The organism is Spirochaetia bacterium (assembly GCA_022482625.1).
Lineage (GTDB): Bacteria > Spirochaetota > Spirochaetia > Sphaerochaetales > Sphaerochaetaceae > Pleomorphochaeta.
On record JAKVOU010000001.1, the window covers coordinates 2,184,591 to 2,210,617 of the forward strand.

Sequence of the window (26,027 nt, forward strand, 5' to 3'; positions counted from 1 at the left end):
CATCTTTTTGTCATAGAGAGCAAGAATGCAGCTACACCAATTTATTTCTTAAAAAGCAATAAAATAATAACATCAAAATTGTCCAGATGTCAATCTGAAATAATGTATTTTTACACGTTTTTAGGTGTAGTTTGGTTTCTACACTGCATATAGTGCAGGTATTTGGGAGAAACGGCATATGGAGGGAACTATAATGATATGTTTTCAATTACTGCCAGAATTAGAAAAAACTTACAGTCGGATTGATGATGAAAAAGATAGTGCCTGTTGAAACAATTTGTCTTTGCTGGCAAGATTACCGCATGAAGAGTGATCTGGCACATGTAGCTTTTTCCTTTATTGCGATTTTTATCCTGCTTGCTGCCGTGATGGTCTTTCACAAGAAAACGAAGACCAGTGCGGAGCTTCTGCGCAAGCTGATTCATATTACGGTTGCCAATTGGTGGCCGATCTGCCTGTTTACTGTACATGATATCCGCTATGCAATCATCGGACCTGTTTTTTTCATCCTGTTCAATTCCTTGTTCGTGTTCAGCCCACGAGTCCAGCAGGCTTTTGGTTGGAATGACCGACGGCGGAACTTGGGACTTATTTATTATCCTGTGACTTTGCTGATTTTTGTGCTTCTTTGCTACAATGGCCTCTTGAGTGCCAGGGCGAGCTTGGCTGGTGTCTATTGCATGGCCCTTGGTGACGGCCTTGCGGCCATCACCGGTACTATCTGGGGGAAAAAGAAGTTGCCGTTTCCTACAGGGGGAAAAACCTATATCGGTTCATTTGTCATGTTCCTGGCCTGTTGCATTGTCTGTCTGACCGTGCAGGCGGGGCTGGAAATTTCTCCTCTGGTGCTTCTCGGACGTGCAGTTCTCATAGCCGGTATTGCTACTGTTATGGAAATGCTGACTCCATTGGGTCTTGACAATCTCAGCGTACCTTTGGTTTCTGCGTTACTGATGGAGGTCCTGCTATGATCGACCGTTTTATGCTTTCAGGGGCAAACGGATCCCTGACAGCTTATGTTGATTATCTTGTCAGGCAGCTCCCTTTCTTTCCTGTGATCATTGCCTGCCTGATGTTCCTGCTTGCCATTGTTGCATGGAAGGAACGACAGCTTACTGCAGGAGGTGCATTCGGTGCTTTTGTTCTCGGTAATCTGACAACTTTTGCCTTTGGTTTCGGTGGGCTTTTCCTTTATGTCTTTTTTCTTCTTTCTGCCTCGGTACTTGCCAGGATCGGTAGTCAAAACAAAACCGTGGCTTCTGCACAACAAACACAGAAAAAAGGAAGTTGCAGGGACTTCATGCAGGTCTTTGCCAATGGGGGTGCAGGATTTTTCCTTGCACTACTATATCTATATCAACCTTCCATGAGGCTTTTGCTTCTTTTCGGAGCTTCTGTGGCAGAGGCAGTCAGTGATACATTTGCCGGTGAAGTCGGCGTGTTGCTTGGGGGTCCGAGTTTTTCTGTGTTGACAGGACGACCTATGAAAAAAGGACTTTCCGGTGCAGTTTCCCGGGGGGGGACGCTTGCCGGGCTGATTGCTGCCTTTTTTGTTGCCATGTTATGGTATCCTTGTTTTTTCCCTGTTGCGGCAAAAAGTCTTGTGTTTCTGGTTATCGTTGCTTTTGCGGGTTTCTTGGGATGTGTGGCAGACAGCTTGCTTGGGGCAACCATACAGGTACAATACTATGCCCTTGACGGAAGTCTGACAGAGAAATCACAAATGGATGGCAAGTCTTTGGAAAAAGCCCGAGGAATAGCTTTTTTTGATAATGATATCGTAAACCTATGCAGCAACTGCATCGCCGTAGCGATTGCCTACTTGCTCTCGATAATATTTTTCTGATTTACTTGCCGACGGACTGAATTCTTTGTATTTTATCTTCCGATGGCTTAAAGTCATCGTCATTTGAAAAAATATATTCAACGAATAAGAGAGGATATGAATAATGGCAAAACAGCTACAATTCAGTGAGGAATCCCGTAAATCTTTAGTCAATGGCGTAGAGAAGATTTCTCATGCTGTGATGACAACCTTGGGCCCTAAGGGTCGCTTGGTCTTGCTTGACAAAAAATTCGGTGCACCGACCGTTACAAAAGACGGCGTGTCTGTAGCCCGTGAAATTGAGCTTGAAGATCCGTTTGAGAACATGGGTGCCCAATTGCTGAAAGAAGTTGCAACGAAGACGAATGATGTTGCTGGTGATGGAACAACTACTGCGACTGTATTGGCTTGGTCAATTACAAAAGAAGGCATGAAGAGTGTCGCTTCCGGTGTGAATCCGATGGGAATCCGTAGGGGCATTGACAAGGCTGTGGCAGATGCTGTGGCTGAAATCAAGAAAGAATCAAAGGAAGTCAAGGATAAGGAAGAAATCGCACAGGTTGCAACCATCAGCGCCAATAACGATACTACAATCGGCGAGGAAATTTCCAACGCAATGGAAAAGGTCGGAAAAGACGGTGTCATTACCGTTGAAGAGTCCAAGACATTTGAGACGACGACTGACTTTGTTGAGGGCATGCAGTTTGACCGTGGTTATCTGAGTGCTTATTTCTGCAATAACAGGGAGACCATGACATCTGTGATGGAAGACCCCTATATCCTTATTTATGACAAGAAGATTTCCAACATGAAGGAATTGCTTCCGATTTTGGAGAAGGTTGCTCAGACAAACAAACCGTTGCTGATCATTGCAGAGGATGTCGACGGTGAGGCTCTTGCAACATTGGTCGTCAATAGCGTCAGAGGTGTACTGAACGTTGTTGCAGTAAAAGCTCCTGGTTTTGGTGACCGCAGGAAAGCAATGCTGGAAGATATTGCAGTGCTGACAGGCGGACAGGTTATCAGCGAAGAGCTTGGTCTGACTCTTGAGAATGCAGAGTTGGATATGCTTGGCCGTGCAAAAAGCATCAAAGTTGATAAGGAAAATACAACAATCATCAATGGCGCTGGTGAAAAGACTGCTATTGCTGAAAGGACTGCACAGATCAAGGCTCAGATTGCTGATACAACCAGTGACTATGACCGTGAGAAGCTGCAGGAAAGACTTGCAAAACTGGCAGGTGGCGTAGCTGTCATCAATGTCGGAGCTGCAACTGAAGTTGAACTCAAGGAAAAGAAGCACAGAGTCGAAGATGCTCTCAGTGCAACACGTGCAGCGATTGAAGAGGGTGTTATTCCTGGTGGTGGTGTTGCTCTTGTACAGGCTGCAAAGCAGCTTGCTGAGAAAAATCTGACTGGTCTGAGCGAGGATGAAAAGATTGGTTACAAGATTGTGCGCAGGGCACTTGAGGAACCTATCCGTCAGATTGCACAGAATGCCGGCGTGGATGGATCCATCATTGCTGACAAATGCATGAACAGTGAAAAGGGCTATGGTTTTGATGCAAATGAGATGAAATGGTGCAACATGGTTGAAAACGGAATTATCGATCCTATGAAGGTAACCCGCTGTGCATTGCAGAATGCAGCTTCCATTGCTCAGCTTATCCTGACCACTGAATGTGCTGTTACAGATATTCCAGCTCCGGAACCGGCAGCACCGGCTGCAGCTAACCCAAATATGGGCGGAATGATGTAATATCAGTTCACTGATGTAGTTACAAGAGGCTACGGGACAAATCCCGTGGCCTTTTTTTCTTTCCTATAGGATTTACTGAATCAAAACTTGACTAGCGTTGCAATAACGTGTTACTTTTATCGATAATTACGGGGCTGTCGTTATTGAACAATGACAGTATTTCGCCCCTACGTATTTTAGGGGAGTATTATCATGCCGGAGACTTCCGGTATGTAAGTTAGAAGAGAGGATTCGCTATGGAATTATTGTTGGCTCTGGCTGGGGCTTCGGGAACTGCGACAGGAAGCGGTACTGCGGCTGCAGGTTCGATGACGACGTCGATCGTTACCTTTGGCCTTATCATCGTCATCTTTTATTTTTTGTTGATCAGACCGCAGCGTAAGAAAGACAAGGAAACTCAATCGATGATTTCTTCGATTGCAAAGGGCGATAAAGTCGTTACCATCGGCGGAATCCATGGTACTGTCGTTGCAGTAAGGGAAAAGTCTTTCGTGCTCAAAGTGGATGATAATACGAGGATTGAGTTCAATAGGTCGGCAATCAGCAGCGTCATAGAGAAAAAGGGGTCAGGGGCTAAGAACAATTCCGGAAAACAAGCCAAGAAAGTTGCCTTGGAAAAGAAACAGCCCTTGAAGGAAGCAGAAGCTCCGGCTGAGGAAGAGAGCACTGCTGCAGCTGAAGCTGGCAGCGAGGACAATAATATTAATAAGTAGATAACCTGATTCAGATAAAGTTATCATAGTGTCACAATTGGAGAATGTTATGAAAAAACGTGATCGATTGATCATTGTTCTTTTGGTACTGTTTCTGTGTGGTCTGTTCCTTTACCCGACGTTCAAGTGGTATGTGCTGACCCCATCGGAAACAAAGGATTTGGCCAGTGGATCAAATGAACAGATCAGGGAATATGCCTTGGGACAGGCTACGAAAGATCTGCATGAAATCAAGAACTTGGTTCAATCCGACGAAAATGCCGAGGTTCCTGCCAAATTTATCTATTTGGAAGCTATAGCAAAGGATAATTACCATGCAATGAAGAAGGATGTTCCCTCCAAGTGGAACATCTTGAATCTTTGTGCCGGTTTCTATACGGAGAAAGATATCTTCAATACGCTGGAAAATCACTATAGGTCATCCATCTATGATGCAAAGACCCTGAGCAACAACGTGTTGCAGCTTGGACTTGATTTGAGAGGTGGTATGAGCATCCTTCTTGATGCAGACAAGGATGCCTATGAAAAGAAGGTCGGTAAGGCCGTTTCTGATACTGAAGTTACGAAACTTGTCAACCAGGATATCGAAATTCTCAAGAATCGTATTGACCAGTTCGGTGTAAGCGAACCTGAAATCAGACTCCAGGGAAGCAATCAGATTTTGGTTGAGATTCCTGGTGCAGCAGATCCTGAAAGGGTGAATTCCTTCCTCCAGGGCAAGGGTTCTCTTGTCTTCCAGATCGTGGATACGACTCTTACGGATAAGATCAATACAGAATATGCAGCCAATCCTGGTGAAGCCTATACGGAAGATGGGCAGATCAAACAACCGGCTGATTTGCCAGCCGGCAAGACTGTCGCAGGATATTATGTCAAGGATGACTATGGTATCGATGAGCTGAAAAAGTTCGTGGTTTTGGATGATGAGATCGGATTGGATGGCATACATCTTGAAAGTTCGACAACCAGCACGAATGGTATTACAGGACAGCCAGTAGTTGATTTCCATCTCGATTCCGTAGGTGGTGACCAATTCTACAAGTTGACAAGCACGCACGTAGGTGATTCGATGGCTGTGGTAATGGATGGCAAAGTCAAGTCTGTGGCAACCATCAACGAAGCTATCCGTCAGGATGTCCAGATTTCGGGCTTTTCCAAGAATGAAGCTTCCGATTTGGCTGTCGTACTGCGTACTGCAGCCCTTCCTATCGAGTTGACGGTATCAAGTCAACAGTCTGTAGGTGCTACACTGGGTGAAGATGCTGTGTCTGCAGGGTTGCGGGCCATTGCGATTGGCTTGCTCCTTGTCGTGGTGTTCATGGTGCTGTATTATAGCCTGTGCGGCTTGGTGGCTGACTTGGCGCTGGTATTCAACCTTGTCATCATGTTGGCTTGTCTTTCTGCGTTCCATTTTACGTTGACTCTGACGTCTATCGCAGGCCTCATCCTTACTCTAGGTATGGCTGTTGATGCGAATGTCATTATCTATGAACGTATAAAGGAAGAGCTGGCTGTAGGCAAGTCTTCACAAGCTGCTGTCCGTCAGGGCTTCTCGAAAGCTTTCTGGACTATTATGGATGCAAACATTACGACCATCATTGCTGCGTTGGTACTTTCCCAACTTGGTTCCAGTGCAGTCAAAGGTTTTGCAAATACGCTTGCCATTGGTATCATCAGTTCCTTGTTCACGGCATTGTTTGTCTCGCATCTGATTTTTGATACGACGATTACTGACAAGGAAGGTGCGAAGATCCATATCGGCAGGAGGGCAAAGAAATGATCAAAAAAGATTTACCTGTCATCAAGGTTCGTAAGATTGCAGTTACTGTATCTGCTATCCTCCTGGTTATCGGTATTGCTTCCTACATCATCAACGGAGGATTCAATAAGGGTATTGATTTTGAAAGTGGCTTGAGTGAACGTATTCAGGTTGCCCCTGTGGGGCTTCAGGTTACCTACGAAGGAAAAGATGATGCAACATTGTCTGTAACCAATGGTAATGTAGTACTCGAGACGAGAGGAACCGAAGGCGTACATTCCCAGACCTTCCTTGTGGCGGACAATCCGACTGCAGGGGATTTGGCAAAATCGATGGATGCTGTTTCTGGTATCACGGCAACTGCCGTGGATGCAAGCCTCTCGACAAGTGATTTGCTTTCCGGATATGGTTTCCCGGCAACACTCAGCAAGGATCCCACCAGCCTTAACTTTGCAGTGGGTGGAAATGTAACAATTGACCAGGTCCGCGCTGCTCTGTCCAGTCTTGGCAATGTACAGGTACAGACAATGGGTACTGATTCCCAGCAGCTGTTCCAGGTAAGAATCGGAACCGGTGCAGGAGATACACAGGCCAGCCTTGAAAATGCTGTTTCCAAATGCTTTGCCGGTGCTTTCGGTGAAAATGGCTTTGTTGTCTTGGAAAGCAACTTCGTCGGGCCACGTTTTAGCCGGACTTTGATTACTTCATCTTTGATTGCAGTTTTGGTGGCTATGGTATTGATCCTGCTGTATGTTTGGTTCAGGTTCCATATCGCTTATGCAGTTTCTTCAATCATTGCACTTTGTCATGATGTACTGATGCTTCTTGGCTTCATTGCCTTGTTCCAATTTGAGGTGTCCAGTACGACTATTGCTGCTGTACTGACAATCATAGGTTATTCTCTCAATGCGACTATTGTTATTTTTGACCGTGTCCGTGAGAATTCCGGCTTAATGAAGGACAAGTCGTTTGCCGATGTCATCCAGCATAGCGTTACACAGTCTTTGACTCGTACGATCATGAGTAGTTTGACGACTGTGCTCGCAGTGTTGCCGTTGGCTATTCTGGCTACTGGCAGTATCCAGCTGTTTGCCATCAATTTGATTTTTGGCATTGTCGTAGGTACATATTCCTCAAACTTCATTGCCCCTGCTTTCCTCTATTGGATCAGCGGCGGACAACATATTGTTGAGAAGAAGGAATCAAAATAAGCTGGTTGCCTGATTGACATTCATGCCGCCGAAGAACTGTTCTCCGGTGGCAGTTTTTGTCTTGGGGGAAAACATGGAAATTGTCAGGATGCAGATCCTTGGATTCTGCAAGGGTGTAGAAAGAGCTGCCCGTTTGACTGAACGTATACTGGAAAAAGCCAAGGGACTTGATTTGCCTGTCTATGCTCTTGGCTCTCTTGTGCATAATACGGTTTTCAATTCGTATATGGAAAAGAAAGGTTTGAGGATCATCGATGGCAGCGGAGACTTGGCTCCCGGGTTCCTTATCCTGCGTACCCATGGTGTCAGTGATCGACTGAAGCGGGAATATCTTGGCAGGGGGATGATTCTCTGTGATTCGACCTGCCCGGTGGTACTGCATGAACAGTCACTTGTCCGCCATGCGGCACCGGGGGAGTTTGTCTTGATCGTCGGGACAAAGAATCATCCTGAGGTCATGGCCCTGTACGGGGTTGCTGACAGGGACAATGACAAGATGATCATTTCCTCCCTTTCTGATTTGGATCGGGTTCCGAAGGATGTCGCGTTGCTTGTGGTGATGCAGTCTACGGCTTCTCCTTCCTTGGCGAATCCGATTTTGGCAGAGTTGGAACGATGGAAACAGAAAGGCCGGCCTGTAAGAATAGGCAACAAGCAATGCCATTCGACTGAGTCGAGATTGCATGCCATTCAGGAACTTGCCGGGAAGGTTGATTGTGTCTTGGTAGTAGGGGATCGGCAAAGTGCCAATACCAATGGTTTGGTTGAAAAGGTGACGAATGCGGGGAAGTGTGCTAGACTTGTTTCGGATGCATCTGACTTGGATGAACATTTGTTCGACATGGAAAGACTGGGGATAGCTTCCGGAGCATCCACACCTATGTTTGTCATTGATGAAATTATCGCAGCATTGAAAGGAGGAGTAGAAAAATGGAGAGGAAAATACCTATCCCAACAATAAAAAGGTACCCTTCATATCTTCGTAGACTTCAATCATACAAGGCGCAGGGCATGGTAAATATATCTGCGACCTTTTTAGCTACGGACTTGCAGCTGAATCCTATACAAGTCAGGAAAGATATTGCTCTGACTGGCATTGAAGGTAAACCCAAGATAGGTTTTTCCGTCAATGCCCTGATTATTTCCTTGACCAATGCATTGGGCTGGAACAATACATCAGATGCCATTTTGATCGGAGCTGGTAATCTGGGCAAGGCCTTGCTTGGGTATGAAGGTTTTTCATCATATGGACTCAGAATCGTGGGGGCTTTTGACAAGGATCCACAGAAGATAGGTACGGAAGCTTCCGGGCTTGTAATCAGGCCTCTTGAAGAACTTGAGGCCTATGTGATTGACAACAGAATCAATATTGCAATCATTGCCGTACCTGCGCGGCAGGCCCAGACCGTAGCAACACTCTTGGTCAAATGTGGGGTCATTGCATTATGGAACTTCGCTCCCGTACACTTGCAGCTTCCTGATGGCATTGTCGTCCAACGGACGGACTTGGCTTCTCATTTTGCGGCTTTGTCAGAAAAGATGCGGAGGGCGTTGGATGAAAAAGAAGTTGGAGTTCGCAAAAGGTGGTAATATGTTTCATTTGTTGTTTATAATGTGATTAGTACCATATTATTATATAAATTATTCATATTAATTTATCATTTCTACTGTTTTAATATATTTTAATGACATTTTGTTTGTGTATAAGTGATATGCTGTTGTATTAGTTGACTTTGGTAAGCCAGCGTGTTATCCTTGTTGCAGGAGAAGAAAACATGGATAAGGTACACGTGGATCTGTGTATGGGAAGTTCCTGTTTCGCAAGGGGCAATTCCCAAGCCTTGGCAAATCTTGAATCCTATATCAAGGAAAATCATCTGGAGGACAAGGTAGAACTTGTAGGACACCTTTGCATGAACGCCTGTAGCAGCGGACCGAACGTCAGGATTGACGGTATGAATTACTGTGGACTTAATCCCGATTGTGTTGTTGATCTTGTTGCCCAGGCCCTTGAAAAACACAAGGAAGACCAATCATGATATATCCTATCTATACTGAACTTACTGAATGTAGGGATTGCTACAAATGTGTCAGGGCTTGCCCTGTGAAAGCTATCCAGGTAAAGGATGGCAGTGCCGTAGTCGTCCATGAACGATGCATCTATTGCGGTACCTGCGTGGGGGTTTGTCCTGCCCATGCGAAGAAAATACGAGATGATCTTCCTCGAGTACAATTGTTTCTGGAAAAGAATGAAAATATATTCTGTTCTCTTGCTCCTTCCTATGTTTCTGAGTTTGAAGGTCTGGATGAAGCCTTGCTCATAGGTCTCAAGAGGCTTGGCTTTGCCCATATCAGCGAGACTGCCATCGGAGCAACATTGGTAAGTGCCTGCGTGGACAAGGTTGCCCGGAATACAGCCGGCGGAACGTGCAATTGGATTTCGACAGCATGCCCATCCGTGGTCAAGATGGTCAAGAAATACTATCCGGGACTTGCAGGTCAGCTTGCACCGATACCCTCTCCACTGCAGATGCACAGTGCATTCCTGCGGAAGATATACGGGAAGGACATCGGTATTGTCTTCGTGGGACCTTGCATTGCCAAGAAAGGTGAAGCAGATGAACATCCGGGATATCCGGATTTTGCCTTGACTTTCGAAGAGCTTCGCAGATGGCTGAACCAAAAGGGAATCGACCTTCCTGCCTTGCAGCGGCTGGTTGACACAGGACAGGCTTTTGTTCCGCCTTTTGAACCTGCTGCGGCAGCAGAAACCACTTCATATCCGGTGGAAGGCGGTATGCTTGCAAGTCTTGATTGGAGCAGTGATCCATTTCAGTCCAAGGCTGTTGCCCTGAGTGGGGCGAAACAGATAGTATCGGCATTGGCCGGATTGCAGGACAAGGCTTCTTCTGAATTCCTGGAACTGCTTGCTTGTGATGGTGGATGCATCAATGGGCCGGGTACCAGGGAATTTCATGGGGTTGCTGAAAAGAAAAAGATAACCTCGCACCATACCCAGCAGAGACTAGTCAGAAAGAACGATCTTTTTAAAATTCCTGAAGATTTTATTGACTATGCGCTGGAAAAGGGATATGGCATACTTGAAAAGGCGGAATTGCCTCTGGCTTCAGAGAAACCTTTTGTCAGGAATGCCCATAGTGAGGAAGAAATACTGCAGGCTCTGCATGCGTTGGGTAAATTCAATGAAAGTGACCAACTCAACTGCGGGGGATGTGGATACAATACATGCCGTGATATGGCGTGTGCCTATCTGGATGGCATGGCCGAACCGGAGATGTGCGTGACGAAGATGCGTAAAGAGGCTCAGAATAAGATTGATGTCTTGCTGAGAACGATTCCCATGGGCGTCGTAATGGTGGATGACCAGCTTCGCATCGTCGACTGCAACAGTGGCTTCCTGCATCTTTTTGGGGATATCGACTATGATATCGACGGTGAGATCATTGATTTGATCGGAGGATTGCCTGTTGAACGTTTTGTCAGCTTTACCGACAAGTTCCGGCAGCAGTTTGATACCAAGCGTGGACATCAGTTCATGCTCCGACATAAGGACAAATTCCTGCGTGTAACGTTCTTCAGCGTTGAGAATCATCATCTTGTCGGAGCGCTTTTCGAGGATATAACCAGTCCGACTGTCAGGAGGGAAACAGTGGTAAAGAAGGCTGAAGTCGTCATACAGAAAAGTCTTGAGACTGTGCAGCAGATTGCTTCCTTGTTGGGTGAGAACGCAGCAGATACTGAGATTACACTTAATTCCTTGATTGAGGCATTTCAGGTCCCTGATGCAGAACATGAGGATGGCTTTACTTCAGACACCTTGGAGGATGTGCCATGAATGATGTCTTTATCGATGTCGATTACTCACAGGTCTACAAGCATGGGCAGCAGATAGGAGGTGATGTATTCCTGCTTAGTCGGAATCCTGAAAGGAATCAGATTGTCGCTATTCTCAGTGATGGACTAGGAAGTGGAGTAAAAGCCAATGTGCTTGCTTCGTTGACTGCCCATATGGCACATAAACTGAGTTTTTCTCCGATGGACCTTACTCATTCGGCAAGAATAATCATGGATACGCTTCCTGTCTGCAAGGAAAGGAAAATAAGCTATTCGACTTTTTCCATAGCGGATATCCGCTATACGATGGGGAACCATGACATTGATGTGAATTTCATAGAGTATGATAATCCTGAAGCACTGATTTTTCGAGGAATAGAAAACATCGATTGGAAAGGCAGGACCATTGATCTGCAGCGGGAAGGAGCTTTCAAGAAGGAACTGCTCCATACGATCAGTCTTAAATTGTCCATCGGTGATCGTCTGGTCATGTTCAGCGATGGGGTAACACAGGCAGGCCTTGGCCTTTCGTTACCACTTGGTTGGAGGCACTCCGGAGTGACAAAATTCGTCCAGGATGCCATTCTTGCAAATCCGATGATAAGTAGCCGGAAACTTACTTCTGCAGTTGTCAATAAAGCTTTGGGATTGGATGGCCTTGCTTCGCGGGATGATATTACCTGTGCCTGTATCTATGTCAGGAGACCGAGAAGAACCCTTATTGTCACAGGGCCGCCGTTTGAAAAGAAAAGCGATGTGATTCTAGGTGAAAAGATCAGGGCTTTCGAAGGTCGGAAAATTGTTTCAGGTGGTACGACAGCTTTGATTGTAAGCCGTTTGTTTGACAAGCAGCTTAAAGTCGATCTTTCCTGTTGGTCACCTGATGTTCCTCCGATTTCGTATATGGATGGGATTGATTTGGTTACTGAGGGAATGTTGACGCTTTCCAAGGTTGCAAAGGTCCTCGAAGAAAAGATTCCTGTCTATACGTTGCCGGATAATGCAGTCAAAAAGTTTATGGAGATACTGATGGATAGTGACCAGGTCCATTTTATTGTCGGTACAAAGATCAATGAAGCACACCAAGATCCGAATATTCCTGTGGAAATTGGTATCAGACGTACTATAATAGGAAGACTCCGCAAGGCTCTTGAGGTAAACTATCTCAAGGAAACCAGTCAGGAGTATCTATAAGACGAGTGGGTGATTGATGTGTGCACAAGGGGTTCGGAGAATCCCAGAACGAATATATAGGGAGGAAAGCAATTTCTCTTCGGTTACTACCGGGAGTCCTTTGCTGACGGTCTATGAAGAAAAAAGAGAAAGTCAAAGTCAATATTTGCGTCGGGACATCTTGTTTTGTCCAGGGCGGGGCGGATTTGCTTCTGTACAATGATTTTTTGGATCCCGCTTTGCTTGACAGGTGTGAAATTGCGGGCTGTTCCTGCTTTGAGGCGTGCAAGAAGCTGGAAGCTGCTTCAGGCAAGGAAAGTAAACCTCCGTTTGTTTCTATCAACGGCGTACTTCATGGCAGTGTTGATCCGAATACGCTGGCAGCCCTGATAGCGGAGGCTGTCAATGCTTGAACTCAACAACCAATATAATTTGGTAAAGCGACGAGTTCATACTGAAGTCGTAAAAGAATTCTTGGAAGGTAGGCTTGAAGCTGATGTTGATAAGATTCCTTTCAGGATCATTCCGAAGGATGCAGTACCCAGCAGATGCTGTATCTATAAAGAAAGGGCAATGGTCCGTTATAGGATCATGGCACTTCTCGGTGTCAATATCGAACAGGATGATGATGAACTGAAACCACTCTCAGCCTATGTCCATGAAGCATTGGAGAAAGATGCCGCGCCAGTTCCTGTGCTCACGACTATCGCAACTGCCTGCAGTGCCTGTCCCCGAGACCAGTTCAAGGTAAGTGATGCCTGTAGAGGTTGCTTTGCCCGACCTTGTCTTGCAAATTGTCCTAGGGATGCCATCGTGTTCAAGAACGGACAAGCCTGCATAGACCAGGACCGTTGTGTCCGTTGCGGCAAGTGCATGGAGGTCTGTCCTTTTCATAGTATCATTCATATCCCGGTACCTTGCGAAGGCGCTTGTCCCGTCAATGCCATACGTAAGAATGAAAAGGGATTTGTTGAGATTGACTATACGAAATGCATCAGTTGCGGCAATTGTGCCAGGTCCTGTCCTTTTGGAGCAATTGTCGAGAGAAGCGGGCTTTTCCCTGTGCTGAAAATGCTGAATGATCCTGAGATGAAGACCGTGGCAATGATTGCACCTGCCATAGACGGACAGTTTCCCGGTACGCTCGGCCAGATCAAGGCTGCGCTTCTGGAAGCGGGCTTTGATGAAGTGGCTGAGGTCAGTGAGGGAGCAGAGACAACTTCTGTCCATGAGGCAAAGGAAGTTGTCAAACGTCTTGAAGAAGGTGAACCCTTCATGACTACAAGTTGTTGCCCGGCCTACATGGAGTTGGTGGCACGTCATCAGCCATACTTGAAGACGAAATGCAGTGATGCACAGTCCCCTATGGCTTATACTGCTGATATCTGCAGACAGCGTTATCCTGGCTACAAGACAATATTCATCGGTCCTTGCCTTGCCAAGCGCATTGAAGCAGTCCGGCTCGGTACTGTGGATGGGGTCATCACATTCAGTGAACTTGCTGCCTTGTTCATTGCCAAGGATATCGATGTCAGGGAAATGGAAGAAGCTGATATGGGCAAAGTGGAAGAATTCCAGGATTGTCGGAATTTTGCACTTACCAGCGGAGTTGCCGGCTGTGTCGTTTCCCGAGTCAAGGATCAGAGGGAAGTCAGGACCATGTGTATCAATGGATTGGACAAGAAAACTGTCAAGATGATGGGAGTCTGGGAACAGAGGCCTCCGGTGGCAGACCTCGTTGAGGTCATGACCTGTGAAGGCGGATGTATCAATGGACCTGGCTGCATCGTGAAGCCTGCACTTGCGATGAGACTTCGGAACGGACGTGCGGTTACCCCTGTCAAATCTGCCAGGACCCGACCGTGAATTCCATTGTTTCCCAACTTGAGGCCCTGCTGGATCCTTGGAATGCCCAGTTGCCTGTGCGGTATGCCGGTCTTTCCAATGCCATTCCGGTTCTCAGACAGTTGCTTGGAGCCGTACGGGGGCTGAATTGGGTGGGGTTCTATGTCGTCGATAGCTCTTCGCTTTTGCTTGGCCCTTTTTTCGGAAACGTTGCCTGTGTTCGTATTTCTTACGGCGCAGGTGTCTGTGGTAAGGCTTGGAAGGAAAAGAAAAGCATCCTGGTCCCTGATGTGCGATTGTTTTCCGGTCATATTGCCTGTGATGCCAATTCCCGAAGTGAATTGGTCGTGCCGATAGTGAGCAGAGGGCAAGTAGTCGCTTTGATTGATGCGGATTCAGTGGTAACAGAAGCTTTTTCCCTTGAGGATGCCCAGGTCGTGGAGCAGGCGGCTGCCGTTATTGCAGAACGTCTGTTTTATGTGTCGGCTACTTGACGAGTAACTTATTTTGTAGCATCCTGTTGTTACTCCCTGATAAGGAGCTGGGCGTTGACGAAGACGAGTAACAGATACAGATGGCCTGAGAGAGGGAACCCTTGGCTGGAAGGTTTCTGCCGATCTTTCTGTGAAAACCACTTCTGAGCTGTACCGTGAAAGGTCCGTACCTAGTAATTGTACCGTATTTCCTGCGTGAAGGGGAAAAATTGAGCGTCTTTCCTTAGGGGAAGGAAGCAAGGTGGAACCGCGGAGTCCTTATGCCTTCGTCCTTGCACTGATGAATGTCATCATGTGCGAGAATGATGACATAAGGATTTTTTTTGCAATCCGCCGTTGGTGGAGAGGAGTTTTTGATATGGCAGAGAAAAAAGACGAACACCTGCAGATGATACGTCATTCAATGGCTCATGTCATGGCAGAGGCTGTGCTTGAGATGTTCCCCGGTGCCCAGATAGCAATCGGGCCTGCAATCGATACGGGATTCTACTATGACTTTGAATTGCCCCGTCAGTTGTTGGAGTCCGATCTTGATGAGATTACCGAACGGATGAAGGCAATTATCAAGCAGGACAAGCAATTTGTCCGTATTGAGGTTTCCCGAGAAGAAGCAAGGAAACGTTTTGCAGATCAGAAGTATAAGCTTGAACTGCTTGATGCTATCCCTGAGGGGGATACGATTTCCTTGTATAACCAGGGTGGTTTTACAGATCTGTGCAGAGGCCCTCATGTTGCATCTACCAAGGAGCTTCATCCCGATGCTTTCAAGCTGATGAGCATTGCCGGTGCTTATTGGAGGGGGGATGAGAAAAACCAGATGTTGACCCGCATCTATGGTACGGCTTGGAACAATGCCAAGGAGCTTCGTCTGTATCTCAAGGAAGTGGAAGAAGCTGCAAAGCGAGATCATAGGAAATTGGGCAAGGAACTTGATTTGTTTTCTCTTCATGAGGAAGCCGGTCCTGGCTTGGTATATTGGCACCCCAAAGGGGCACGCATACGTCAGGTAATTGAGGATTTCTGGCGGAAAGAGCACTATAAGAATGGTTATGAGATGGTGTATACACCTCATGTAGGTAAATCATGGCTATGGGAAACCAGCGGACACCTGGATTTTTACCATGATGGTATGTATCCTCCGATGAAAATGGATAATGCGGATTACTATGTCAAGCCGATGAATTGTCCTTTTCATATCATGATTTACAACAACTCCAAGCATTCCTACAGAGATCTTCCTTGCAGATGGGCTGAACTGGGTACTGTCTACAGGTATGAAAAGGCAGGCGCTCTCCATGGTTTGCTCAGGGTAAGGGGCTTTACTCAGGATGATGCACATCTTATCGTTACTCCTGAACAGATGAATGACGAAATCAGCGAAGTGCTACGGTTCAGTCTATATATGCTCCATAGCTTCGGGTTTGAAGACATAAAGGCATATCTTTCTACTCGCCCAGCAAAGGCTGTAGGAGAACCTGCCCGTTGGGATGCCGCTACGGAAGCTTTGCGTGGTGCAATTGAAAGGGCAGGACTTGAATATGACGTAGATGAAGGCGGCGGAGCTTTCTATGGTCCGAAGATTGATTTGAAGATCAAGGATGCCATCGGACGCAGATGGCAGCTTTCTACCATTCAGTTTGATTTCAACTTGCCTGAAAGATTCAAGATGACATTCGTTGATAAGGATGGTATAGAAAAGCGTCCATACATGATTCACAGGGCATTGTTGGGTTCCATTGAAAGGTTCTTTGGTGTACTTCTTGAGCATTATGCAGGAGCATTTCCTCCTTGGTTGGCTGCTGAACAGGTGCGGATCATACCAATTGCAGAGGCTTGTAATGCATATTGTACTGAACTGGAGAAGAAGCTGAGGGAGAAGGAATTCAGAGTATCTGTCGATCTTGGCAACGACCGTATGAATGCAAAGATAAGGAATGCCCAGAACCAGAAGATTCCATATATGCTGATAGTCGGCGAAAGGGAAATGGAAAACGGGCTTATGTCTGTGAGACTTCGGACTGGAAAGCAGGAAAACTGGGGTACTTTCGATCAGTTCGTTGAGAAACTGCAGAAGGTCATTGATTCCAAGCAACAGGTCTGAGGAAGTGGACGATATCTACGAATGAAAATGGGTGGGCGGTTCCTAGGGGATTGCCTGCCCTTTTTCTGATTGGAGGAGAAAAACCGTGGATAATGAAAAGTTTGCCAGATTGGAAGAATTGGACCGTAAGGTCACCATGATAGATCATATTGCTGCAATCCTTGAGTATGACCAAGAAACAGCAGCCAAGGACAAGGCTTTTGCTGAGCGTTCAAAACAGATGGGATGGGTCAAGGAACAGGAGTTCCTGCTTGTTTCCGGTAAAGAAATGGGAGCTTTGCTTACAGCTCTTGGCGCTGATGATGGAAATGAGGAAGGAGATGGGGAGAATGATTTTGAAAAGGCTCTGATTCGTAATCGTTATCGCCAGTATGCAAGGGCCGTAAAAATTCCTGCAGAGTTTGTTTTAAGAAAAGAAATGGTGACCTCTGATGCATATCGGAACTGGATCAAGGCAAGGGAAAGTGGTAACGATGCCGATTTCCTTGAAAGCCTGAAGGCTGTAGTAGACTGTATCCGACAAGAAGCCTCATATGTCAAAAGACCAGACCAGCTTCTGTATGATGCCTTGTTGGATACTTACGAACCTGACATGACCACACAGGACATAGACGGGTTGTTTTCAGCTATGGAAAAGGATTTGCTGCGATTGGTGGCTACCTATAAGGATGTTGAAGTTCCGATTTCTTTTCTGTATGGTCCATATGAAGAAAAACTGCAGGAAAAATTTGCATTGTCTGTGATTTCTGCGATGGGCTTTGATTTTTCCAGGGGACAGCTTGCTTATGCCCCTCATCCGTTTACTACGACATTGGGTGAAGATGACATACGGATAACGACCAGATATTCAGATCCGAGTGTCATGGATCCTCTTTGTTCTACGGATTCACGAAGCCGGACATGCCCTTTATGAAATGGGAGCTTCGTCAGGGAGGCTGAAGGGAACAAGCCTCGGTTGCGGAGGAAGCATGGGGTTGCATGAAAGCCAAAGTCGCTTTTGGGAAAACATAGTGCTGAAGTCTCCTGATTTCTGGAAATATTGGTATTCTTCGTTCAAGGCGATTTTTCCTTCTCAGGTGGCGGGTATCAATGGAAATGATTTCGTAAAGGCAATAAACCTAGTAAAACCGTCATTCATCAGGGTCAATGCGGACGAGGTATCCTATGGCCTGCATATAATTATGCGCTACCGATTGGAAAAAGCATTGGTGGAAGGTAGTCTGGAGGTCAGGGACCTTCCTGATGCTTGGAACTGTGAGTGTTCCCGCTTGTTGGGACTTACCGTGCAAAAGCCTCAGGATGGCTATCTGCAGGATGTCCATTGGGCAAGTGGCCTATTTGGATATTTTCCTTCATATGCACTTGGAAATCTTTACGGAATACAGATTTATGATGTTATGAAACAACAGCTTGGCATATCTGCTGGGAATCCTCTTGATCCTGAGATGCTTGGCAGAATCAGTGATTGGCTTTGTGCGAAAGTATATGGATATGGCAGTATGTATACCCCTATGCAACTTCTGAAAAAGGTCACAGGGAAAGCTCTTGACGCATCTATGTACACACAGTACCTTGAAGAAAAGTTGTCATCTGTGTATGGCCGCTGAGGAGGCTTTCTGTGAACTTGCCGAATAGACTTACTATTGCCAGACTCGTTATGGCTCCGTTGTTCTTTGTTGCGTTCAGTTTGGCTGAATGGATTGGCCCCTCGGCATATCTTGTCTCGACAATACTGATGCTCATTCTTTTTATTGCCATAGAATGTACTGATCTGCTTGATGGAAAGATAGCCCGAAGCAGGCATATGGTGACGGACTTGGGAAAAGTGATGGATCCGTTTGCTGATACGTTCAGTCGGTTGACTTATTTTGTCTGTCTCATGCATGCGGGAATCATGCCGATGTATGCCTTTATGGTTATCATGTGGCGGGAATTCGGGCAGGCTTTCGTCCGATCTCTCATGTTGAAGGAAGGAGTTGCAATGCCTGCCAACATATGGGGTAAGAGCAAAGCCGTACTTTATGCCGTATCTGCAGTCTTGGGTGTCTTGTTGCTGAGCCTTGAGCGGGTAGTACCGAGTTTGTCATGGCTTTCCTTTGCCCATACTGGCATGCAGGTCCTTTTTGCTGTCACGGCTGTTGCATCAGTTGCTTCGTTCCTTACCTACCTTGTCGGGATTCGTCGTTCAGGTGTATTGTCTGGTTTGTCAAAATAGGAAGGCACCTGTCGGGTTGCCTGTTTTGCAGAGGAACGGTACCTGAGTTTCAATGAGAGTAAAAAGCATTGAAAAAGGCTCTGTTTTCTGAGTGTATTGCAGGGCTAGCCAACAGTGGGAAAAGGCAAGGGAGGCTTGTGAAATATCCCCCAAGAGGTTGAACATGTTCCGATTGTCCGCATCTTGTCCAGCAATACGGTTTTCAGATCCAGGCGATTCGATCCGGGGTTCTCGACCTCGAAGCCATTCCAGGCAAGATAGTTGTCAAGATATTTCGTGGAGACACCCCTGAATCCAGCCAGCAGCCCCCGAAGACGGCTATGCAGGCTGTTGACCTTCTGCAAGTTGTATCGCCCTCGTACCGGGCATCCCTGTATGCCCGCCTTCAGCTGTACCACCGGCAGGCCATCCGAGGCGCAGAATTCCCGGCTTGCCCGGCTCTTGTCGGTCACCATCACCACGTCATCGCCCAGGTGCGAGGCCAGGACAAAGGAAAGGTAGCGGGGTTGCACCATCCCCCTGCCGGCAGCCTTCGCCAGGGTCTTCCCCTGCTCGTCGATGGCGCACGGCACGCAGACCTTCTGGTTGCCCAAGCCCCTCGTATGGGTCGCTTTCCCTCTCTCATGACGATGGCCCGTCACCCTGTGGGTCTTGTATGCCGGGCTCCGATGCCGCTTCCCCCTGGTTTTCCGCATCGCAGTTGCCTTTGTAGTTGTCCTGGATGTACGTCTCGTCCTCCTGTACCCGGCCGCTGAGCAAGTTCCCCGTGGATCCCGCCGCCAGTGCATCGAGGATCTTGTGCCGCCAGAAGAACGAGGTGCTCAGCGCTATGCCGCACTTGCGTGCGGCCTCCCGCAGGGGAAGCCTCAGGGCGAATGCCTCCAGGTAGGCCTCCCAGGTTTCCTTGCCGTGCTTGCTCTTGTATCGCACAGAACCGGTGGTCGCCCCGAACGTACGCCCGCAATCCCCGCAGAGATACCGCTGCCTGCCCCTGACGAAGCCGTTGCGACGGACATGGACACCGGAGCAGTGGGGACAACGCGGCATGTCCTCGTGACTGTCCCGATGCTTGTCGGGAGCATCCGTTGCCAGTTCGGCCAATGCAATGACCCTCTGGCGATCCTGTTCCGACAGATTCCCGAGCATTTCCGCCAATGTTTCAAGGCTGATGGTTTCTTTGTCTTTACATAACATATGTTGAGTATATTACAAAAAGACGGTCGCTTCAAGCGCTTAGCAATACACTTGGAAAACAAGCGCTTAGAAAAAAAATATTGGAAGTGCTTGACGAAAGATTTTCTAAATGATATCTTCATCAAGCACGTTGAAGCATAGGACTTCAAGAAAGTTGCTTTTTGACATATCTATAAGCGAAGGGAAGAGAAGACAGTTTTGTTCCACAACTGCAATTATGCAGGTGTGAATCGAATAAATCAGAGGTTTTTTGTCAATTCAAGGATGAGAGAACAGACAGATTGAAGAAGTCGGTCGTGAGTTCTTGGAGCGGCAGGAGAGGACGCCGGAAATGATATCGAGCAGCGCGGGCTTCGGCCCGCGCGATATGATGACGGAGAGTTTGATCCTGGCTCAGAACGAACGCTGGCGGCGCGTTTTAAGCATGCAAGTCGAGCGGCAGGGGGGCTTCGGCCCCCCGAGAGCGGCGGACGGGTGAGTAACACGTGGACAACCTGCCCCCCGGAGCGGGATAGCCGGTGGAAACACCGGGTAATACCGCATGAGACGCCAGGGCCGGAAGGGCCCCGGCGGGAAAGGCGCCGAGGCGGCGCCGGGGGATGGGTCCGCGGCCCATTAGCTAGACGGCGGGGTAAAGGCCCACCGTGGCGACGATGGGTAGCCGGCCTGAGAGGGTGGACGGCCACATTGGGACTGAGACACGGCCCAGACTACTACGGTGGGCAGCAGCTAAGGATCTTCCGCAATGGGCGAAAGCCTGACGGAGCGACGCCGCGTGGACGATGGAGGCCGTGAGGTTGTAAAGTCCTTTTCGGGAGGGGGAACGACGCCGGCAGGGAATGGCCGGCGGATGACGTGAATCCCGGAAGAAGCCCCGGCTAACTACGTGCCAGCAGCCGCGGTAACACGTAGGGGGCGAGCGTTGTTCGGAATCATTGGGCGTAAAGGGCGTGCAGGCGGCGCTGCAAGTCCGGCGTGAAAGGCCCCGGCCCAACCGGGGGGACGCGCTGGAAACTGCGGTGCTTGAGTACAGGAAGGGGCATCGGAATTCCGGGTGTAGGGGTGAAATCTGTAGATATCCGGAAGAACACCGGTGGCGAAGGCGGATGCCTGGCCATGTACTGACGCTGAGACGCGAAGGTGCGGGGAGCGAACAGGTTTAGATACCCTGGTAGTCCGCACAGTAAACGATGTGCACCAGGCGTCGGGCCCTGAGGGTCCGGTGCCGAAGCCAACGCGATGAGTGCACCGCCTGGGGAGTATGCCCGCAAGGGTGAAACTCAAAGGAATTGACGGGGGCCCGCACAAGCGGTGGAGCATGTGGTTTAATTCGATGATACGCGAGGAACCTTACCAGGGCTTGACATGCGTCCGGCGGGCCGGGAGACCGGCCTTCCCTTCGGGGCGGGCGCACAGGTGCTGCATGGCTGTCGTCAGCTCGTGCTGTGAAGTGTTGGGTTAAGTCCCGCAACGAGCGCAACCCCTGCCGCCAGTTGCCAGCAAGTGAAGTTGGGCACTCAGGCGGGACTGCCGGTGACAAACCGGAGGAAGGTGGGGACGACGTCAAGTCATCACGGCCCTTATGTCCTGGGCCACACACGTGCTACAATGGCCGGTACAGGGCGCAGCGAGGCCGCGAGGCGGAGCGAATCGCGCAAAGCCGGCCCCAGTACGGATCGGAGCCTGCAACCCGGCTCCGTGAAGTTGGAATCGCTAGTAATCGCGCATCAGCATGGCGCGGTGAATACGTTCCCGGGCCTTGTACACACCGCCCGTCACACCATCCGAGTCGGGGGTACCCGAAGTCGCCAGGCCCAACCTGCAAGGGGGGGCGGTGCCTAAGGTATGCCCGGTGAGGGGGGTGAAGTCGTAACAAGGTAGCCGTACCGGAAGGTGCGGCTGGATCACCTCCTTTCTGCAAAGAAAGGCAGGGGCATGCCCCGCTCACAGGCGGCGTGCCCCGAAATATATGGCGATCTTTTAGAAATACTCTGATTTAGAATTGGCTCTCTTCTCTTCTCTTATATATATGTCAACCGGGACTGTAGCTCAGGTGGTTAGAGCGCTTGCCTGATAAGCAAGAGGTCACAAGTTCAAGTCTTGTCAGTCCCATGTGTGATATTTGTTAATGTTTTTTTTGAATAGAGAGCGAAGGGACAGCAAGGGCAATATGGTCAAGCAATGAACAGGGTCCACGGAGGATGCCTGGGAGCCGTCAGGCGACGAAGGACGCGGCAAGCTGCGAAAAGCCGCGGGGAGGGGCAAGCACCCTATGATCCGCGGGTCGTCCGAATGGGGTAACCCGGCAGGCGCTGAGCCTGCCGCCCGCACGTGAGGAAAGACAGCGTGCGGGAGCCATACGCCGGGAAATGAACCATCTGAGTACCGGCAGGAGAAGAAATCAAGCACGAGATTCCCCAAGTAGCGGCGAGCGAACGGGGAGGAGCCCAAACCGCGCGCCTTCGGGCACGCGGGGTTGTAGGCGCGCGCCTGGGGAGACCCGGGCAGTGAGAAACCCCCATGCCAGGCGAACGCACCTGGGAAGGGCGGCCGGAGCGGGTGAAAGCCCCGTAGCCGGCGGCATGGGGGCTGCCTTGGCGCGCAGCCTGAGTACGGCGGGGCACGAGGAACCCGGCCGGAAGCAGGGGGGACCACCCTCCAAGGCTGAATACTCGGCGGCTACCGATAGCGCACAGTACCGTGAGGGAAAGGTGAAAAGGACCCCGGGAGGGGAGTGAAAGAGAACCTGAAACCGTGGACCTGCAAGCGGTCAGAGCCCGAGAGGGTGATGGCGTGCCTTTTGTAGAATGAGCCTGCGAGTCGCCCTGTGCAGCGAGGTTAAGGGACAGGAGTCCCGGAGCCGTAGGGAAACCGAGCCTGAAGAGGGCGCGAGTTGCACGGGGCGGACCCGAAGCCAAGTGATCTAGCCATGGCCAGGCTGAAGCCGGAGTAAAGTCCGGTGGAGGGCCGAACGTAAATCCGCTGAAAAGGGTTGCGATGAGCTGTGGCTCGGAGTGAAAGGCTAAACAAACTTGGAGATAGCTGGCACTCCCCGAAATAGCTTTAGGGCTAGCGTCGCGTGGACTGCACCGGAGGTAAAGCACCGGATAGATGCGGGCCCTTCACCGGGTACCAAGTTTAACCGAACTCTGAATGCCGGTGTACAATGCGCGGCAGTCAGACGGCGACTGATAAGGGCCGTCGTCGAGAGGGGAACAGCCCGGACCGCCGGCCAAGGTCCCCAAGGCGTGCCGAGTGGGAAAGGAAGTGTGACTGCACAGACAGCCAGGAGGTTGGCTCAGAAGCAGCCATCCCTCCAAGGAGTGCGTAACAGCTCACTGGTCGAGTAGTCACGCGCCGACAATCCAACGGGGCTAAGCACGCCGCCGAAGCCGCGGCACAGCGCCATGTGCGCTGTGGGTAGGGGAGCATTCCGCGAACGGACGAAGCGGGCCCGGGAGGGCCCGTGGACGGGGCGGAAGAGAGGATGCAGGCATGAGTAACGGAAAGGGGGGTGGGATCCCCCCCCGCCGGAAGCCCGAGGTTTCCGGGGTAAAGGCAATCTGCCCGAGGGTCAGTCGGCCCCTAAGGCGAGGGCGAAGGCCGTAGCCGATGGGAAGCGGGTCAACATTCCCGCACCTCCCGGTGTTTCGACGGAGCGAAGCATGGGGCGGAGCACGGCAGGGCGACGGTAGTCCCTGTCCGGAAGGCGGGCCTATGACGGCCGGGAGGCAAACCCCCCGGCCCAGGTGAGCCGGCGGCGAGCCGCCGCAAGGGCGGCGAAGCGTGCCGAGCCGCGGTGCCGAGAAACAACTTCTAAGGCAAGGCACCGGGAGACCGTACCGCAGACCGACACAGGTGGGCGAGCTGAGAATGCGAAGGCGCACGGACGAACTCACGCTAAGGAACTCGGCAAAATGCATACGTAACCTAGGGATAAGTATGGCTCCCCGCAGGGGGAGCCGCAGAGAAATGGCCCATGCGACTGTTTACCAAAAACACAGGTCCATGCGAACCGGCGACGGGAAGTATATGGACTGACACCTGCCCGGTACTGGAAGGTCAAGGGGAGCCGTCAGCCGCAAGGCGAAGCGGCGAACCCAAGCCCCAGCAAACGGCGGCCGTAACTATAACGGTCCTAAGGTAGCGAAATTCCTTGTCGGGTAAGTTCCGACCCGCACGAATGGTGTAACGACATGGGCGCTGTCTCGGCGTGAGGTCCGGTGAAATTGAAGTCCAGGTGAAGATGCCTGGTACTCGTGGTTAGACGGAAAGACCCCGTGAACCTTTACTCCAACCCGGCATTGGGGGCTGGGCAGGGATGTGTAGGATAGGTGGGAGGCAAGGATGCCCGGGCGTCAGCCTGGGCGGAGCCGCCGGTGAAATACCACCCTTCCCTTTCCAGCCTCCTCACCCGCGCCGTGAACCGGCGCGGGGACCGTGCCAGGCGGGGAGTTTGACTGGGGCGGTCGCCTCCGAAAGCGTAACGGAGGCGCGCGAAGGTCGCCTTGGGATGGTCGGGAATCATCCTGCAAGTGCAAGGGCACAAGGCGGCTTGACTGCGAGGCGTACAGGCCGAGCAGGTACGAAAGTAGGTCCTAGTGATCTGGCGGCAGCGAGTGGAAGCGCCGTCACTTAACGGATAAAAGGTACTCCGGGGATAACAGGCTGATCTTGCCCAAGAGTTCATATCGACGGCAAGGTTTGGCACCTCGATGTCGGCTCATCGCATCCTGGGGCTGGAGCAGGTCCCAAGGGTTTGGCTGTTCGCCAATCAAAGCGGTACGCGAGCTGGGTTCAGAACGTCGTGAGACAGTTCGGTCCCTATCTGCCACGAGCGTAGGAAGTCTGGGGGGAGCTGCCTTCAGTACGAGAGGACCGAGGTGGACGGACCTCTGGTGTACCGGTTGTCGCGCCAGCGGCAGGTGCCGGGTAGCCACGTCCGGAAGGGATAACCGCTGAAAGCATCTAAGCGGGAAGCCCGCCCCGAGATGAGACTTCCCATCCCCCCCTGTGGGGGACTGAAGGAACCAGGGAGAATACCTGGTCGATAGGCCGGGGGTGGAAGCGCGGCGACGCGTGCAGCCCACCGGTACTAATCAGCCGTGAGGCTTGACCATATTGTCGTTGCGGTCCCCCGCAGGGCCAAGGCCGGGTGTACCAGGGACTCTCCTGGTGCCCCTGGGCGTTGGCCGGGTCCGGTGGCGATGGCGGGGCGGGCACACCCGTTCCCATCCCGAACACGGAAGTTAAGCGCCCCTGCGCCGATGGTACTGCCTTCTGGCGGGAGAGTAGGCAGCCGCCGGACCCCTTTCTTTTTCCCTTCCATGGCCCTTCGGGTCTTTTTTTTTGCCCTTTCGGGTATACCTGTTGGTTGTAAATAAAAAATTACTGAGCTGTATCCTACTCTGAAATGCAACGATTTTACAGGCAGTTCATCAATTTTGTTTGGTGTGCAGGATAATGTTATTGTAATATGGGTTGACCTTAGCTTTATACAGCTACATCTTTCAATATGGACAAAAAGACCTATGCTTTTATTGGTTCAATTTTCGGGTCTGTATGATTTCTTTGTTCTGGCAAATAGCTTCCTTCCATTTCTTTCTGATAGGCTATTTTTGCATGACTATTCTCGAAAGATTTTCTCCTTTTTTCTCCACTGCTGTGCTTATTGTGGCAGAGGTTGCAGATCCATCACAGTACAGGCATGTTCTTGTTCCTTTCTTCCTCAATCCAGTGTATAGTGAAATTGATGACAGAATATTCTTCAGAAAAACTGACTGTTTGCTTGTTGTAATTGTTTAAGGGACGTTGTGTTTGGGATGGTCTGGAAAGATTTCCTTTTCCATCATCAATCAGGGCTATTGGACATTCTGAAAATGC

General features: G+C 49.8%; 19 protein-coding genes, 1 tRNA gene, 3 rRNA genes, 1 pseudogene and 1 other annotated feature. Of the genes and pseudogenes, 23 read left to right on the forward strand and 1 reads right to left on the reverse strand.

The window, feature by feature from the left end:
• Positions 1–302 precede the first annotated feature (302 nt).
• The 17 genes and pseudogenes from LKE40_09910 to pgsA all read left to right on the forward strand — a co-directional run bounded on the left by LKE40_09910 (position 303) and on the right by pgsA (position 18,950).
• Positions 303–971: a hypothetical protein gene (locus tag LKE40_09910; protein ID MCH3917757.1), complete on the forward strand. Its 669-nt coding sequence runs from the start codon at positions 303–305 to the stop codon at positions 969–971.
• Positions 968–1,846, forward strand: coding sequence for a DUF92 domain-containing protein (locus tag LKE40_09915; protein MCH3917758.1), 879 nt, complete (start codon positions 968–970; stop codon positions 1,844–1,846). Before LKE40_09910 ends, LKE40_09915 begins: the two co-directional genes overlap by 4 nt.
• Before the next feature lie 103 nt (positions 1,847–1,949).
• The gene (gene groL, locus LKE40_09920) at positions 1,950–3,584 is read left to right on the forward strand and encodes a chaperonin GroEL (protein ID MCH3917759.1); all 1,635 of its coding nucleotides are present in this window, start codon (positions 1,950–1,952) and stop codon (positions 3,582–3,584) included.
• 236 nt (positions 3,585–3,820) lie between these two features.
• Positions 3,821–4,297, forward strand: coding sequence for a preprotein translocase subunit YajC (gene yajC / locus LKE40_09925; GenBank protein MCH3917760.1), 477 nt, complete (start codon positions 3,821–3,823; stop codon positions 4,295–4,297).
• Positions 4,298–4,346: 49 nt separating this feature from the next.
• Positions 4,347–6,077 (forward strand): protein translocase subunit SecD, encoded by a 1,731-nt coding sequence (gene secD / locus LKE40_09930; protein MCH3917761.1) that lies wholly within the window; start codon positions 4,347–4,349, stop codon positions 6,075–6,077.
• Positions 6,074–7,267 (forward strand): protein translocase subunit SecF, encoded by a 1,194-nt coding sequence (secF, locus tag LKE40_09935; protein ID MCH3917762.1) that lies wholly within the window; start codon positions 6,074–6,076, stop codon positions 7,265–7,267. The genes secD and secF overlap by 4 nt, the downstream gene beginning before the upstream one ends.
• Positions 7,268–7,289: 22 nt before the next feature.
• The gene (locus LKE40_09940; protein MCH3917763.1) at positions 7,290–8,228 is read left to right on the forward strand and encodes a hypothetical protein; all 939 of its coding nucleotides are present in this window, start codon (positions 7,290–7,292) and stop codon (positions 8,226–8,228) included.
• Positions 8,198–8,857, forward strand: coding sequence for a redox-sensing transcriptional repressor Rex (locus tag LKE40_09945; protein ID MCH3917764.1), 660 nt, complete (start codon positions 8,198–8,200; stop codon positions 8,855–8,857). Before LKE40_09940 ends, LKE40_09945 begins: the two co-directional genes overlap by 31 nt.
• Before the next feature lie 185 nt (positions 8,858–9,042).
• Complete coding sequence (locus tag LKE40_09950) at positions 9,043–9,306, forward strand: NAD(P)H-dependent oxidoreductase subunit E (GenBank protein ID MCH3917765.1); 264 nt, start codon at positions 9,043–9,045, stop codon at positions 9,304–9,306.
• Complete coding sequence (locus tag LKE40_09955; protein ID MCH3917766.1) at positions 9,303–11,123, forward strand: 4Fe-4S binding protein; 1,821 nt, start codon at positions 9,303–9,305, stop codon at positions 11,121–11,123. Before LKE40_09950 ends, LKE40_09955 begins: the two co-directional genes overlap by 4 nt.
• The gene (locus LKE40_09960) at positions 11,120–12,316 is read left to right on the forward strand and encodes a SpoIIE family protein phosphatase (GenBank protein ID MCH3917767.1); all 1,197 of its coding nucleotides are present in this window, start codon (positions 11,120–11,122) and stop codon (positions 12,314–12,316) included. The genes LKE40_09955 and LKE40_09960 overlap by 4 nt, the downstream gene beginning before the upstream one ends.
• Before the next feature lie 113 nt (positions 12,317–12,429).
• On the forward strand, positions 12,430–12,708 hold the full coding sequence (locus LKE40_09965; GenBank protein ID MCH3917768.1) for a (2Fe-2S) ferredoxin domain-containing protein: 279 nt from the start codon (positions 12,430–12,432) through the stop codon (positions 12,706–12,708).
• Positions 12,701–14,161 carry a monomeric [FeFe] hydrogenase gene (locus LKE40_09970; protein ID MCH3917769.1) on the forward strand — a complete coding sequence of 487 codons (1,461 nt, stop codon included), beginning with the start codon at positions 12,701–12,703 and terminating at the stop codon, positions 14,159–14,161. The genes LKE40_09965 and LKE40_09970 overlap by 8 nt, the downstream gene beginning before the upstream one ends.
• Positions 14,158–14,634, forward strand: a complete 477-nt coding sequence (locus tag LKE40_09975; protein ID MCH3917770.1) for a GAF domain-containing protein — start codon at positions 14,158–14,160, stop codon at positions 14,632–14,634. Before LKE40_09970 ends, LKE40_09975 begins: the two co-directional genes overlap by 4 nt.
• A 45-nt stretch (positions 14,635–14,679) precedes the next feature.
• Positions 14,680–14,911: a binding site (T-box leader), on the forward strand.
• 81 nt (positions 14,912–14,992) lie between these two features.
• Positions 14,993–16,735, forward strand: a complete 1,743-nt coding sequence (gene thrS, locus LKE40_09980; protein ID MCH3917771.1) for a threonine--tRNA ligase — start codon at positions 14,993–14,995, stop codon at positions 16,733–16,735.
• A 136-nt stretch (positions 16,736–16,871) separates the two neighbouring features.
• Positions 16,872–18,342, forward strand: a pseudogene (locus LKE40_09985) (carboxypeptidase M32).
• Positions 18,343–18,353: 11 nt separating this feature from the next.
• Positions 18,354–18,950 (forward strand): CDP-diacylglycerol--glycerol-3-phosphate 3-phosphatidyltransferase, encoded by a 597-nt coding sequence (gene pgsA, locus LKE40_09990; GenBank protein MCH3917772.1) that lies wholly within the window; start codon positions 18,354–18,356, stop codon positions 18,948–18,950.
• A 104-nt stretch (positions 18,951–19,054) separates the two neighbouring features.
• Here the strand turns inward: pgsA and LKE40_09995 are convergent, their stop codons facing one another.
• Positions 19,055–19,645 (reverse strand): hypothetical protein, encoded by a 591-nt coding sequence (locus LKE40_09995; protein ID MCH3917773.1) that lies wholly within the window; start codon positions 19,643–19,645, stop codon positions 19,055–19,057.
• Between the two features lie 103 nt (positions 19,646–19,748).
• Here LKE40_09995 and LKE40_10000 point away from each other — a divergent pair, with 103 nt between their 5' ends.
• From LKE40_10000 to LKE40_10025, 6 genes are all read left to right on the forward strand, one after another.
• Positions 19,749–20,141 carry a hypothetical protein gene (locus LKE40_10000; protein ID MCH3917774.1) on the forward strand — a complete coding sequence of 131 codons (393 nt, stop codon included), beginning with the start codon at positions 19,749–19,751 and terminating at the stop codon, positions 20,139–20,141.
• 373 nt (positions 20,142–20,514) lie between these two features.
• Positions 20,515–22,059, forward strand: a 16S ribosomal RNA gene (locus LKE40_10005).
• Between the two features lie 123 nt (positions 22,060–22,182).
• Positions 22,183–22,256: transfer RNA gene (locus tag LKE40_10010), tRNA-Ile, on the forward strand.
• Positions 22,257–22,316: 60 nt separating this feature from the next.
• Positions 22,317–25,264, forward strand: a 23S ribosomal RNA gene (locus tag LKE40_10015).
• Between the two features lie 77 nt (positions 25,265–25,341).
• A 5S ribosomal RNA gene (gene rrf / locus LKE40_10020) occupies positions 25,342–25,452 on the forward strand.
• Together the 16S, 23S and 5S rRNA genes with 1 tRNA gene alongside form the textbook arrangement of a ribosomal RNA operon.
• A gap of 314 nt (positions 25,453–25,766) precedes the next feature.
• A complete protein-coding gene (locus LKE40_10025; protein MCH3917775.1) occupies positions 25,767–25,949 on the forward strand; it encodes a hypothetical protein in 183 nt (60 codons plus the stop codon).
• Positions 25,950–26,027: the final 78 nt, after the last annotated feature.